Source organism: Fodinibius sp., assembly GCF_034521915.1.
Classification (GTDB): domain Bacteria; phylum Bacteroidota; class Rhodothermia; order Balneolales; family Balneolaceae; genus Fodinibius.
This window is the reverse complement of record NZ_JAXHLU010000004.1, coordinates 162390-176378: the sequence shown is the minus strand read 5'-3', so window position 1 is coordinate 176378 and position 13989 is coordinate 162390. Positions and strand designations below refer to the sequence as shown.

At 44.5% G+C, this 13989-nt stretch carries 15 protein-coding genes and 1 riboswitch; of the genes, 8 read left to right on the top strand and 7 right to left on the bottom strand.

Annotated features, from left to right (window positions below; genetic code table 11):
* The first annotated feature begins 112 nt into the window (after positions 1-112).
* The 7 genes from U5J89_RS03390 (at position 113) to U5J89_RS03360 (ending at position 6604) form a co-directional block, all read left to right on the top strand.
* The gene (locus tag U5J89_RS03390; RefSeq protein WP_322574199.1) at positions 113-1378 is read left to right on the top strand and encodes a M14 family metallopeptidase; all 1266 of its coding nucleotides are present in this window, start codon (positions 113-115) and stop codon (positions 1376-1378) included.
* Between the two features lie 220 nt (positions 1379-1598).
* Positions 1599-2513, top strand: a complete 915-nt coding sequence (locus U5J89_RS03385) for a cation diffusion facilitator family transporter (protein ID WP_322574198.1) — start codon at positions 1599-1601, stop codon at positions 2511-2513.
* A 17-nt stretch (positions 2514-2530) separates the two neighbouring features.
* Positions 2531-3118, top strand: a complete 588-nt coding sequence (locus U5J89_RS03380; protein ID WP_322574197.1) for an SCO family protein — start codon at positions 2531-2533, stop codon at positions 3116-3118.
* Positions 3115-3597, top strand: a complete 483-nt coding sequence (locus tag U5J89_RS03375; RefSeq protein WP_322574196.1) for a copper chaperone PCu(A)C — start codon at positions 3115-3117, stop codon at positions 3595-3597. The genes U5J89_RS03380 and U5J89_RS03375 overlap by 4 nt, the downstream gene beginning before the upstream one ends.
* A 41-nt stretch (positions 3598-3638) precedes the next feature.
* Positions 3639-3710, top strand: a riboswitch (Fluoride riboswitch).
* 59 nt (positions 3711-3769) lie between these two features.
* A complete protein-coding gene (gene crcB, locus U5J89_RS03370) occupies positions 3770-4222 on the top strand; it encodes a fluoride efflux transporter CrcB (protein ID WP_322574195.1) in 453 nt (150 codons plus the stop codon).
* Between the two features lie 171 nt (positions 4223-4393).
* Positions 4394-5851, top strand: coding sequence for an alkaline phosphatase (locus U5J89_RS03365; RefSeq protein WP_322574194.1), 1458 nt, complete (start codon positions 4394-4396; stop codon positions 5849-5851).
* A gap of 132 nt (positions 5852-5983) precedes the next feature.
* The gene (locus U5J89_RS03360) at positions 5984-6604 is read left to right on the top strand and encodes a TlpA disulfide reductase family protein (protein WP_322574193.1); all 621 of its coding nucleotides are present in this window, start codon (positions 5984-5986) and stop codon (positions 6602-6604) included.
* 264 nt (positions 6605-6868) lie between these two features.
* Here U5J89_RS03360 and U5J89_RS03355 read toward each other — a convergent pair whose 3' ends face one another.
* Positions 6869-7327, bottom strand: coding sequence for an isoprenylcysteine carboxylmethyltransferase family protein (locus U5J89_RS03355; RefSeq protein WP_322574192.1), 459 nt, complete (start codon positions 7325-7327; stop codon positions 6869-6871).
* Between the two features lie 111 nt (positions 7328-7438).
* Here U5J89_RS03355 and U5J89_RS03350 point away from each other — a divergent pair, with 111 nt between their 5' ends.
* Positions 7439-8056, top strand: coding sequence for a class I SAM-dependent methyltransferase (locus U5J89_RS03350; protein ID WP_322574191.1), 618 nt, complete (start codon positions 7439-7441; stop codon positions 8054-8056).
* A gap of 73 nt (positions 8057-8129) precedes the next feature.
* Here the strand turns inward: U5J89_RS03350 and U5J89_RS03345 are convergent, their stop codons facing one another.
* From U5J89_RS03345 to U5J89_RS03320, 6 genes are all read right to left on the bottom strand, one after another.
* The gene (locus U5J89_RS03345; protein WP_322574190.1) at positions 8130-8543 is read right to left on the bottom strand and encodes a rhodanese-like domain-containing protein; all 414 of its coding nucleotides are present in this window, start codon (positions 8541-8543) and stop codon (positions 8130-8132) included.
* Between the two features lie 154 nt (positions 8544-8697).
* Entirely contained in the window at positions 8698-9081 is a 384-nt protein-coding gene (locus tag U5J89_RS03340; protein WP_322574189.1) for a rhodanese-like domain-containing protein, read from the bottom strand.
* 51 nt (positions 9082-9132) lie between these two features.
* Positions 9133-9894, bottom strand: a complete 762-nt coding sequence (locus U5J89_RS03335) for a sulfite exporter TauE/SafE family protein (RefSeq protein ID WP_322574188.1) — start codon at positions 9892-9894, stop codon at positions 9133-9135.
* 169 nt (positions 9895-10063) lie between these two features.
* Positions 10064-10321, bottom strand: a complete 258-nt coding sequence (locus U5J89_RS03330; RefSeq protein WP_322574187.1) for a DUF2892 domain-containing protein — start codon at positions 10319-10321, stop codon at positions 10064-10066.
* A gap of 37 nt (positions 10322-10358) precedes the next feature.
* Complete coding sequence (locus U5J89_RS03325; protein ID WP_322574186.1) at positions 10359-10571, bottom strand: hypothetical protein; 213 nt, start codon at positions 10569-10571, stop codon at positions 10359-10361.
* A 176-nt stretch (positions 10572-10747) separates the two neighbouring features.
* Positions 10748-13972, bottom strand: coding sequence for an efflux RND transporter permease subunit (locus U5J89_RS03320; RefSeq protein WP_322574185.1), 3225 nt, complete (start codon positions 13970-13972; stop codon positions 10748-10750).
* Positions 13973-13989 lie beyond the last annotated feature (17 nt).

The window sequence follows — 13989 nt, the reverse complement described above, 5'->3', positions numbered from 1 at the left end:
TCTAACGATTAACAAAGCACTTTTAAGCGTTTACTAAATACCAAATAATGATTTTAACTATTTTGAATAGTACTTTCGACCCTGTACAAAAGTCAATAACAACCCGTTTACTATGACAAATCCTATTTACGGAACTTATTTGATCCCTGTTTTCTTGCTCATGTTGATCCTTTTGGGATGCTCAACCTCTGAAGAGTTTTCAGGTTACTCTTATGATCCCGAAGATGTTACCGAAACTACTGATAAAGAAACGAATCCTCATTATACACGAGCTATTGGCGTTAATGACGGTAAAATATGGGTGAGCAACGATTTTCCCGGTGCGCGAATGAACGACTTTTATCAAGTCAACGACTCACTGTACCGCGTCACCATAAAACCGGAACGCGATGCCATCAACAACAGTCCTTGGTATGCTTTTCAGATCTGGAGCGTTGAACCGGATACCATCAAGTTACAGCTGGATTATGAGCACGGAGATCACCGATACATTCCGAAGCTCAGCAAAGACAGTCGACATTGGCAGCGTATCGACAGCACAAATTATTCCGCAGATACTACCCGGGGTACAGCTACCCTAACTCTTAATCTCGAGCGAAAACCTCTTTGGGTATCGGCCCAAGAGCTTTTTACCTGGGATGATTATAAAACATGGGTCGACTCACTGACAGAAAAACCATTTGTTTCACAGGATACCGTAGGATTTTCTCATAACAACCGCCCAATTTTGAAGCTGCATATTTCCGAAGCAAATCCTGATCATCCGCGCGGTGTCATGATTATTACCAGTCGCCTTCATCCACCTGAAGTAACCGGAGCTCTTGGCGCTGAGGTATTTATCAATGAACTCACCTCTGATACCGAACTTGCTCGCGATTTCAGAAATAACTTTGAAGTTTGGGCCTATCCCTATGCTAACCCCGACGGCGTGCAGCAGGGACACTGGCGCTATAATGCTCGCGGCGTAGATCTTAATCGCGACTGGGAGCATTTCAACCAGCCGGAACCGCGAGCTATCCGAAATGATTTACTTGCTCTCAAAAATGACAGCCTTCGCAAAGTATATTATGGCATTGATTTCCACTCTACGGATGAAAACCTTTTTTATCCCATTAATCGAGAAATTGAAACGTTTCCCGATGATTTCACTTACCAGTGGATCGATACTTTAAAACAGGAGTTCCCCGACTATCCCATTGAAGTGGAACCCTTTCCGCCTAATTCGCCAATCACTAAAAACTGGATTTTCCATACCTTCGGCGCCGATGCCGTGACCTATGAAATTAGTGATACTGCTCCTCGGGATAGTATGGAAACAGTAACCCGCGAAAGTGCTCGTATAATAATGCGACAACTACTTAAAAAGCAAGAAAAGTAAATTAATGTGATAGATTATTTGTAGTAATCACACGGCGGGTTGTGTCATTACCTTCCAGCATTATCAAATAATCGAATAAATTTATTCATGATTTCTTTATCTTCGATTGCTATAATCAGCTTCATATAACGGCATCGGGAGTAGAACTCCCTGTAAGCCAAGGCTTCAATACATTCCGGGAGTTCAATCCCTTTAACCCAACCGAGCTTTTTTTAAACTGATGGCACATTCGCACGACCACGGACATCACCACCACGGCAAAGATCAGACCGAAGGACGTCTGTGGATTTCCATCATTCTCAACTTCATAATCACTGCTGCGGAATTTATTGGCGGTATCATCTCCGGCAGTCTTGCCCTGCTCTCTGATGCGCTCCATAATCTAAACGATACCACCTCGCTTGGTATTAGCTTAGTAGCTCGCAAAATTTCCAAAAAAGAAGCCAACCGCGATAAAACGTTCGGCTACAAGCGCGCCGAAATCATCGGTGCCTTTATCAACCTGGTAACGCTTGTTATTATCGCCCTCTTCTTAATCAAAGAAGGCGTTGAGCGGTTCTACGATCCCCAACCCATCGACGGTATGGTCATGTTTATCGTGGCCGTCATCGGTCTGCTTGGCAACGTTATCACCGCTATTCTACTGTACCGCGATTCCACCGAAAATCTAAATCTTCGCAGTGCCTACATCCACATTTTATCGGATGCCTTTTCATCAGTAGGTGTCATTATTGCAGGTGTTTTAATTCTCTGGTACAAACTTTACATCATTGACACCATCCTCACCCTCATCATTGCCGGGTACATTCTCTGGCAAAGCTACTATATGCTGCGACAGACGATCAATATTTTGATGGAAAGCACCCCGGCGGATATCCAGATCCCAAACGTGCAACAAGCCATGGCAGAAGTCAACGGCGTACTCGATATCCATCACCTGCACGTTTGGCGGCTCGACGAAGACAATATCTTGTTAGAAAGCCATGTTGTTATTGACGAAGACAATATGAACCAAATGGAAACCATTAAATCATCGCTCAAAGATCTGCTGAGCACCAATTTTAATATCCACCATTCTACTCTCGAATTCGAATTTGAACCCTGCGAAGAATATCACGAAAGTCCCTGCAACTAAACCCGACTCAACCAACTATGAGCTCAACCCTCAAATCACTACTTGTCTCACTTTTCATAATCGCCGGCCTTACAGCATGCGGACCTGATGCCCTCTATGATCTAAGCGGAGATACCTACCAGCTCCGAGACTCCGACAGCACCTTAGTCAATTTTCCGGGCGACTTTAAAGGAGACATCTCGCTCGTTACATTTATCTACACCAACTGCCCCGACGTGTGTCCCGTTATCACCGCCAACATGACCAACATCCAGCGCAAGCTCGACGACACCACCGGCGTTAACTTCATCGAAATCACCTTCGATCCCGAGCGTGATACGCCTTCTGTCCTCAAAGAGTACCGGAATCTATACGGGCTCAACGAGCAATTCACCATGCTCACCAGTCACCCACGTGACAGCGACACTCTGCTCAACAAGCTCGACATCGTTGCCGAAAAAACCATTATCGACTCCCTCGGTTACGACAGCACCAACTACGCCATGCGCCACTCCAATACCCTCTACCTCATGGACCGCGAAGGCTACATCCGAGCCGAATATCCTGCACACCGCGTAAAACCCGAACACGTTAAAGACGACATTAATTACCTCAGATCAGAATGAAACCTATCAAACACCTATTGCCAATTTTTCTATCATGCTGCTTCCTTTTTTTAGGATGTGGTTCTGAGTCGAATTCATCCGACGAATCCGGCTCTACAAAAGAAGTCGTTCTCGGAAAAATTACCCTCGACAACGCCTGGGCACGTCCCGGTTCACAACAAGGGAAAAGCGCTGCATACCTGCGCATTTCCAACGGCACCGCCTCCACCGACACGTTACTCTCATTCAGTAGTGAAGCCGCCGAAAAGATAGAACTGCACGAATCCATCGAACATGATGACGGCACCATCAGCATGCAACCCGCCGGCCAGCAAGTCATTCCATCCGGAGAAAAACTCCGACTCCAACCCGGCGGACTTCACCTCATGCTCATCAACTTGAAAAGAGATATAGCTGTGGGTGATTCTTTGAAACTCTCCCTGAAATTTGCACGCGTCGGTACCATAACAGCCACCACCCCTGTGCAAATACAGAACTGATTCCATCTCAAGCGATGGCATTGCAAGAACACATTATGTAAGTTTAGCACGGCGATGGAGTTCGCCTTTTAACCGCTCCGATCACAGTCTGAGCTGATGACTCCTGTTAAATAAAATTACGTGTCACCCTGAATTTATTTCAGGGTCTGTGTTTCCAAATAGAAAATTACAGATGCTGAAACCCCGGATGGCCGGGACACGGCAAGTTCAGCATGACACCTACAAATATTATAAAATAATTTACAGGAGTTATCACATGCTACAATCTATATTAGCAGTCGGCATCGGCGGTTTTTTCGGCAGTATCTTACGTTATCTCATCAGCCATTACATAAATATCAGCGCGCACTCCAGTTTTCCCTTTGGGACCTTAACCGTAAATCTTGTCGGCTCATTTCTGATTGGAATTATTATTGCAGCCGCGCTCGATGGAGATCTTACCAAATCTATGCGCCTGCTTTTGGCCACCGGATTTTGCGGCGGATTCACGACTTTCTCTACTTTTTCTTATGAGTTCTTTTCCCTGCTACAACACGAAGAAATAGGGCTCGCTTTCCTGTATGCTGCCACTAGCTTTGTACTGGGATTGGCATTCGTCTGGCTCGGTTTTAATTTGATAAAATAAACCACTCATCGGATAGCTGAATTTGCTATCCGATGGATTGAAAAAACTAACCTGCTTTTTAAGAAAATCTGTTGGCATTTTTAAAAATAATAACATTGTTTTAACAATCATTGTGTTAAACATTTGATACGTTAAGCAATAAGTCAAAAATTCGACCAAAGAAATCAAAATATGTCAAACTCAGGTGACAACAACTCTCGGAATAACATATCACGACGGCAATTTTTAAAAACAAGCGCCCTCTCAAGCATTGGCCTTGGATCTATAATGTTCAATGGGTGTACTACTGACGAAAAGAGTTTCCAAGAACGGGGGAGTGCAAAAAATGTAATATTTATGGTCAGTGACGGAATGAGTGCCGGCACTTTTAACATGGCAGATCTCATCAAAAAAAGGCAATATGGCAATGATAGCCACTGGATTGACCTTTATAATTCCGATCGGAAATTTCATCGCGGAATTATGGATATGGCTTCTCTCAACTCTCCCGTCACGGGCTCAGCATCAGCCTCCTCTTCTTGGGGCTGCGGCCATCGGGTTAATAACGAAGCTGTAAATACGGGACCCAATGGTGAAAAATACAAGCCCATAAACCAGATTTTTAAAGACGCCGGCAAAAAAACGGGACTCGTAACGACTACGCGAATTACTCATGCTACTCCCGCCGGCTTCTCCGTGAATATTGACTATCGAAATAAGGAAGATGAGATTGCTCAAAAATATCTGCAACGTGAATATGATCTGATGCTGGGCGGTGGGGCACGTCACTTTGAAGCCGATAGTCGCGACGACGGTGAAGACTTAATTTCAAAATTTTCCGACAAAAACTACACAATCGTCCGTACCAAGCAGGAACTTTCCCAGGCTTCTGCAAACGACCGACTTTTAGGGCTCTTTTATGATACCCATTTACCTTACAGCATTGATCATCAAACGATTGATGACCATCAGCAAAATATACCGACCCTGGCTGAAATGACCGATAAGGCGTTGCAGCAGCTCGAAAATCAGAACGGTTTTATTTTACAGGTAGAAGGCGGACGCGTGGATCATGGCGCCCACAGCAATGATGCTGCAGGAATGCTCTACGATCAGGTTGCATTTGACGATGCCGTAAAAGTTGCGCTGGATTTCGTGGATCAACGAGATGATACATTGCTTATCATTACTACTGATCACGGAAATGCCAATCCCGCCCTTAATGCGGCCGGTGAAGGCTACAATGACTCTGGACCATTTTTTGATCGACTCCAGGATTTCCGACACTCCAACAACTGGATCTTATCCGAACTGGACAAAAATAGCTCGGTCTCAGAGATCAGGGAGCGAGTCAAATATGCTACGCAATTAGCCATCAAAAAAGAAGAAGCTCAAACACTGAGAAAAGCACTAAACGGAAACCTGGAAACCATTTATGATATCAAAAACTATCCTTCCAGCGTTCTCGGATCCATTTTAGCAAACTATACCAGTATCAGCTTTACCAGTGGCGGACATACCAGTGACTACGTAGAACTTGCTGCCCTGGGGCCCGGCATTGATAATCTGGATCATTTCACCCGCAATACCGAACTTTTTGATCTGATGGTAAACGCGGTTGGCGTTAATGAAAATATGGCCCTCGCTTAAATAATTAAGTAGAGCCCACTTCAAAGTGGACTCTACTTGTTATCTAAAATTGGCGAAATTTCCATACAAGTCCGGATGATGATATCTATCCTAATCTATTGAACTTAAATACCTTCGGCATCTATTACTATTATGGCCGAAAACAAAAACGATAAACAATCAGGTTGGAAACGAAGCCTCATCGAGTGGGGCGTCATTTTTGCCATTGGGGCCATTCTTTATATGACAGGCCTGCATACTGAGGTGCTCGGCACCCTGCAGCGCGGAATGCTATGGACGGGCTTTTTTGATGCCGATACTTCAGAAATTGCCACAACCGACGGACCAATGCTCTCCGATTCAGATTATCGGTTTGCCATGGAAACGGCTGACGGCAAAACCATATCTCTAAGCGATTTTCGCGGGGATGTAGTTTTTGTCAATGTTTGGGCGTCATGGTGTCCACCCTGCGTAGCTGAGATGCCAACAATCGAAACCCTTTACGATAACGTGAGTGTAGAAGAAAACATCCGCTTTATTTTATTGTCTATGGATCAAGAGCGACAAAAAGCGACAGATTTTATGGAAAGAAAAGAGTTTCCCATGCCCTATTATTTTCCGGCTTCGGGACTTCCAGCCGAGTTGCGGAGCCAGTATCTGCCCACGACGTATATCATATCGAAAAAAGGTCAGATCATCTACAAAAAGGAAGGGATTGCCGACTACAGTTCACCAAATTTTGCGCAATGGATTCGGGAGCTAGCTCAGGAATAGGTATTATCAACGGGTTTAGCGGTTAAAATTAGCCTATGTGTCATTCTGAACTTGTTTCAGGATCTGGCAGGGATAAGAAACGTTGATTAAGACTCTTGCCAGATCAACGATATAGTCCTTACGAGATCCCGGATCGGAGTCCGGGATGACACGGCAGATATTTCTTGGTTCTTGCTATCTAATCTAACCGCCAAACACGTTATTATTAATGTGTAAGTAGAGTCCACTTCCAAAGTGGACTCTACTTATTGTGCCTCTAATTGATTATAACCACCTGCGCACCTCCGATTTATATCGCAAATAATCATCCCCAAACTTCTCTTCCATCACTTTCTCTTCGGGAATAATCTGGTAGCGATTCATATATCCAACAAAAAGTGGGAGCAAGAGAAAGGTTAATATATTCGAAAGATAAAACCCGTATCCCGCCAAAATAAATAAGAGTCCCAGATACATGGGATTACGAGAAATACTATAAATTCCATCTGCCACCAGCCGGCTTGTCTTACCCGGTTTATGGGGATCTATACTGGTAGAACTTTGATAAAACTGGATCAATCCCGCCAAGCCCAAGAAACCTCCAATTCCCAAGAAGAGAAATTCGATCATCAATACGGTATCAAAAGTAGCCCAGGTGTATTCAAGGGTTTGATCTATCCACCACATGGCTATAGCAATAATAAGGGTAACAATGGCCGGTGGAATCTTGAGTTCTAATTTCATGAGTTATTCATCTTATTTTCTTAACTATCGGTAGTACAAACTTAATAAAAAGAGTGATCTAAACAGCGCCAACATTTAGTTAAAAACAGACCATAAAAATATTACTTGATTATGCGTACTGCACAAGAGGCCAAACAATTTTGGGATGATCGTTTTTCCAGTGGCAACTACATCTATGGAACGGAACCCAACACCTATTTCAAAGAACAACTTGACCAACTAGAGCCCGGCCGGCTATTGCTACCTGCCGAGGGAGAGGGACGTAATGCCATTTATGCGGCACGTGAAGGTTGGAAAGTAGATGCCTTTGACATCAGCGAAAAGGGGCGAAACAAGGCTCAGGAACTGGCCAAGCGTAACCATGTGACAATCAATTACTATTTAAGTACGTATAGTGATTTCGATATCAAAGAAGACACCTATGATGCCATTGGGCTTATTTACGCTCATCTCCATAAAGGAAAACGACGTGTTATTCACCAAAAACTTATTGGGGGATTAAAACCCGGCGGACATTTGATTCTGGAGGCTTTTTCAAAAAAGCAACTGGGCAATGATTCCGGCGGACCACAAGATTTAGACATGCTCTATGATTTGGATGAACTGCAAAAAGACCTTGAGGGATTGAAAATTCTGCAGGCTGAATCAACGAAGCTAGAACTTAAAGAGGGTATGCACCATGAAGGCACGGCCAATGTCATTCGATTATTGGCTCAGCGTCCCGAATAGTAACTTTGATTAGCTGGGTAAATAAATATATCACGTGACTACGTTCATAATAGTCACGTGTTTATAAGTTCTTTTACTGCTTGCTCTCGACACCGGCATCCACCAAATCCTGGAAGCCGCCGATGTTATAGATATTTTCGAATCCTTTCTGCCTCATCAAATCTGCGGCCTGCCCGCTGCGATTGCCTGTCCGGCAGTACAGGTAATAGGTTTTGTCTTTGTCGAGGGAATCTAAGGAGGACTCAAAATCACCGTTGAGCAAATCGAGGTGATAGTCCACAGAAGCTACGTGTCCCTGATCGTATTCGTCTTGCGTACGAACATCAATGACAACGCCAGGCTGCTTATCAATTTGATCCTGGAATTCAGAAGCGGTAATTCGTGTATCTTCAGCTGAAGATTTTTCTTTTTCACTTTGTGCACAGGCTTGTACTACAAAAAGGGTCATCATCGCTATCAATCCAACAGTAAATAATCGTTTTATCATAATATTTGTTATCAAATTATGGCTTTTGCAAAACCTTACTGTCATCGCGAATATAATGCGGCGATCTTCTTTTACCAGCTTTGATTGGGAGATTGCTTCCCAAGCTCGCAATGACGAGTTTATTTTTGGGGTTTTGCAATAGCCTTTTTATTAATTATTCTTTCTCAAAACCTGCATTAACTAAGTTCTGTAACCCACCTACATTATACACATTTTCGAAGCCATTTCGTTTCATGATCTGAGTAGCACGTCCACTGCGAGATCCGGTTCGACAATACAGAAAATAATTCTTGTCTTTATCGAGGTCTTTAATCTTTTCTTCAAAACCGGAAGATACATCAAAATTGAAGTCCGTATTTTTTAAATGTCCACTATTATATTCACCGTTTGTACGGACATCGATAATAACGCCCGATTCTTCTTCAAGTAGCTCTTTAAATTTTTGTGGAGGTATCATATTTTTTGAATTTTTTAATTTATTCAGATAGAAGAGCGCAAATGCCACACCCACTAAAATAATAACTGTTGTTGCATCCATTGATTAATATTTTCTTTGATTAATTAGATCTTATCAAGCCAATAGTTTCGATTATATATTCATGTAAATGATATAGCTGCCCATCAAAATTAGGAACACGGCAAATGCTTTTTTGAGCCTTTCATTCGATATTTTACGACTTACCTTGTTACCTATCAAACTGCCGGCCGCCCCTATTAAACTAAAAATAATAACCAACTCCCAGTTTACGGATAGCTGGAGCTCACTTAGTACATCCAGGTATTTGTAAAAGCCGCTAAAACTTTTGAGTGCAATAATAAGCAGGCTCGTCCCCACAGCCAATCCCATGGGAAGTCCGGCCAGCAGCACCAGTGCCGGCACAATCAAAAATCCACCTCCAACACCTACCAAGCCCGTTAATACACCTACAAGCAAACCCTCAATAACAATTTTCCACCAGGCATGGGTAATCTCAGGTTGACCGTCAATCATTAATTTTTCTTTTTTATCAAGGAACATCATCACGGCAGCCACTAACATCACAGCTGCAAAAAGTAGCAACTGAAAGGTGGCCGAAACATAGCCCGCTGCAATAGCTCCAAGATACGTTCCGGCCATCCCCGGCAATCCAAATAAAATCACACTTTGCCAGTGCACTTTATTCTTGAGGGCATAGGGAATAAATCCCGCAAAGCTTATTGCTCCTACAATGCCCAGCGACTCGGCAATGGCTACCTTTTCATGTTCGCCTGCCAGGTAAATGAGCACCGGTACCGTCAGTATCGATCCACCGGATCCCAGCAGCCCTAATGATAAACCAACAAATAACGCCCCAATCCAAGCTAAAATCATAATGACTGAATATATAAAAATAATTCGGATGGCCGGCTATCAACCGACCACCCGACGTTAGGGGATCTATCAAAAAACAGAGTCATAGCTGAATAGCTATATACTCTGCTTGTACATGGGAAATTCTTCCTCTTTTGGTTCAAAAACGGCTGCAAAACCCATAACCTGTTCAGCCCTTAACCTTTGCACCGCTTTGGGAGTTTTCCTCCACACCAATACCCAGCTTCGAAAAAATCTGTTCGGCCAGACACCAGTTTGTAAGAGAAGACTGAAATAAATTTAGTCCTACAAACAAGGTTAATAGGAACCAATAGGGACTTACAAAATATCCCAATGCTACACTTACCGTTACAATTGTACCGGCCAGCATACGTATGGCACGCTCCATCGGCCGCATTGTTGAACAACTTGGATTTTGATTACTCATAGTATTCCTTTGTTACTTATTGAAATTGAATTTTTTGTTATGCTGATTCTTCGACGCTCAGCGAATAGGCGTGCAGCGGATTCTGTTTCTCAGCGCCTGTTTCTTTGTTATAGATTTTTACTTCTTCGATAACCCGTTTTACACACTTCTCATCCTGAATGGAAAAAAACAGCGAGGAATAAATACCATGATCATCCCCGGCAAACCAGTTAGAAATCTCCGGCTGATATTTATCGGTTCTGAAAGCCATGCACCTCCGTTTCGCTGTAAATCGGAACCTTCTGTCGCGCTAAAATTTTGCGTACGTCATCGGTATATTCTTCGATACTAAGTATGATTAATAACTTCATAATGTGATGTTTTTTATTATTGATAATCACGACCGGGTTCACAATACCAATACCCGGCCGTGAAACCTGCTTAACCTTACGTTTGCTCTCCTTTGAGCTCCTTCATTTTGTTCTCTACCATAAAGTAGATCAGTGGTATCATAATCAGGGTTAATGCTGTGGATGCTACCGCACCGCCCATCAGTGAAATCGCCAACCCCTGGAATATCGGATCGAATAGGATTACTACCGCACCTATTACCACCGTACCGGCCGTCAACAGAATGGGCATGCTTCGTACGGCTCCAGCCTCAATCACGGCCTGCTTGAGCGACTCACCGTCATCAAGACGTATGTTGATAAAGTCTATCAGCAAGACAGAGTTCCGCACCATAATACCGGCCAGGGCAATCATACCGATCATCGATGTGGCCGTAAAGAAGGCGCCCAACACCCAGTGCCCCACCAGAATACCAATCAACGAAAGCGGGATGGCAATCATCATAATAATGGGCACTTTGAAGTCCTGGAACCATCCGATGATCAGCATGTAGATGATCACCAGTACAACAGCAAATGCGATACCCAGGTCACGAAATACCTCGTAGGTAATCTGCCATTCACCATCCCATTTCAGAGTATAATCGTCCGTCATAAACGGCTGGCCGGCAAAAATCTGCGACAGATTATAGCCCTTTGGCATTTCAATATTGTCGATCTCTCCGCCGGTGTCGAGCAAGGCATACACCGGACTTTCAATTTCACCGGCTACCTCAGCCAGCACATACGTTACGCGCCGCTGATTTTTTCGATGGATGCTGGTCTCAAGGGTATCCTCGCTGACCGTCACCAGATCAGCAACGGGAATCATCGCCCCTGATGCCGACTTCATGTGCAACTGCTTGAGCTTTTCAATGTCAGAACGACCGGCTTTGGGCAGCTTCACCGTGATGGGTACATCATTCAGTTCTTTTTCGCTGTAAAGACGTGAGACATCCTTCCCACGCAGCGCCATTGTTACGGTTTGAACCACCTGTTTGGATGAGATACCCGACATCATCGCCTTTTCGGTATTTACATCCAGCTTGTACTTCTTCTGTGGTGCTTCAACCATCCAATCCACATCAACGATACCGGCAGTCTTCTCAAATATGTCTTTTACCCGTTTGCCTACACGTTTTCGCTCGTCGGTATCAGGACCATAAATCTCGGCAACAATCGTAGACTGTACCGGGGGCCCGGGCGGCACCTCAACCACTTTAACATTGGCATTATACTTTTCGCCCACTTTTTGAACCATGGGACGAAGACGTTTGGCAATCGCATGACTTTGATCACTGCGCTCTCCTTTATCTATCAGGTTTAGCTGGATATCTGCCACATTGGGACCTTTTCGTAAGTCGTAATGACGTACGAGACCGTTAAAGTTAATAGGCGCATTATCACCGGCATAAATCTGGTAATCCTTAATTTCAGGCACATCCTTCAAGCTTAACCCTACTTCACGAGCAACTGCGTTGGTACGCTCCAGCGTAGTGCCCTCCGGCATATCAATAATAAGCTGCACCTCGTTCTTATTATCGAAGGGAAGCATTTTCACCTCAACCATTCGGAACACAAACAACAGCGTTGAGGCCAAAAGTAATACCGTAACCCCGATAATGAATGTCCATCGCTTAAACGTACTTTCGAGCAGCGGCTCCATGGTGCGGGCATACCACTTATAGATGAGCGTTTCCTTAAGGTCGTATTTCTTCTCTTCCCCGTTTTCATCCTTCTCGGTATTACCATGAGGAAGCAGAATATATGCCAGCCACGGGGTTATAATCAGGGCAACAATCAGGGAGAAAATCATAGCCAGCGAAGCACCAATCGGCATGGGACTCATGTAAGGTCCCATCAATCCCGATACAAAAGCCATCGGCAATACCGCCGAAATAACGGTAAACGTCGCCAGAATAGTCGGATTCCCAACCTCACTGATCGAGGCGATAGCCGCCTGCTTGAGCGGGAGCTTCTTCATCTTAAAGTGCCTGTGCATGTTCTCGGCAATAATAATCGAGTCGTCCACCACAATACCCGTCACAAACACCAGTGCAAAGAGCGTAATCCGGTTTAGGGTATAGCCGAACATGTAGTACAGAAAGAGCGTGAGCGCAAAAGTTACCGGCACAGACAGAAATACCACCAGTCCACCGCGCCAACCCAAGGCCAAAGCTACAACAAAAGTCACGGCTAAAATTGCAACCAGTAAGTGCTCAAGAAGTGAAAATACCTTGGCCGAAGCCGTCTCACCATAATTACGGGTAGTTGTTACATTTACATCAGCCGGAATAAGACTGCCATCAAGATTATCTACTTTTCGCTGTATTTGTTCGGCAATCGCCATCGCATCGGCACCGGAACGCTTCGCTACCGAGATAGTTACCGCGGGGAAAGATTCTCCTGCATTTAAGCTGGTCTCCTGCGCTTTTTGATGGCCAACGCCATACGATACATATTCGGAGGGCTCTTCCGGTCCATCGCGAATCTCAGCTATACTGTGCAAGTAGATCGGATCTCCATTCTGCACATCTACCACAACATTCCGAACCTCTTCGGCAGATTTAAAAAAGTCACCGGTATCAACCAAGTACTCGGTGTCGTTACTGCTAAATGAGCCGGATGAAAGCTCTTGATTGGCCGCCTGAATTTGTCCGACTACCTGCATCGGGTCAATCCCGTAGGAGGCCATCTTGTTTTTATCCAAATTCACCGAAACCTGTCGGGTTCGCCCGCCGTGGATATCAGTCTGTGCCACATCCTCAATCTGTTTGATATCCAGGGCCATCTCATCGGCTATGCGGCGCAAATCAAAATCACTGTATTTATCACTCCATAACGTCAACGTCATGATCGGGACGTCATCGATGGAGCGAGTTTTCACCATCGGTTGGGTCGCCCCCTCCGGAAACCGATCCATATTTTTCATGATCTCATTATAGAGCCGAACCAAGCTGCGCTCTACATCTTCACCAACATAGAAACGAGCCGAAACCATGGCCTGATCGGGCATGGAAGTAGAATACACATATTCAACTCCTTCAATATTTGAGAGCACTTTCTCCAGTGGGATCGCAATATTCTTTTCCACCTCCTCGGGCGTAGCCCCTGGATAACCGACAAAAATATCGGCCATCGGAACATCAATTTGCGGCTCTTCTTCACGCGGAGTCAAATACGTTCCGTAAAACCCCAGCGCCAGAAACACAATCATCAGCAAAGGCGTCAACTTTGAGTCGATAAACCCTTGCGCAATTTTTCCTGCAATTCCAGTCTTCATAATGGTATACCTAAAAT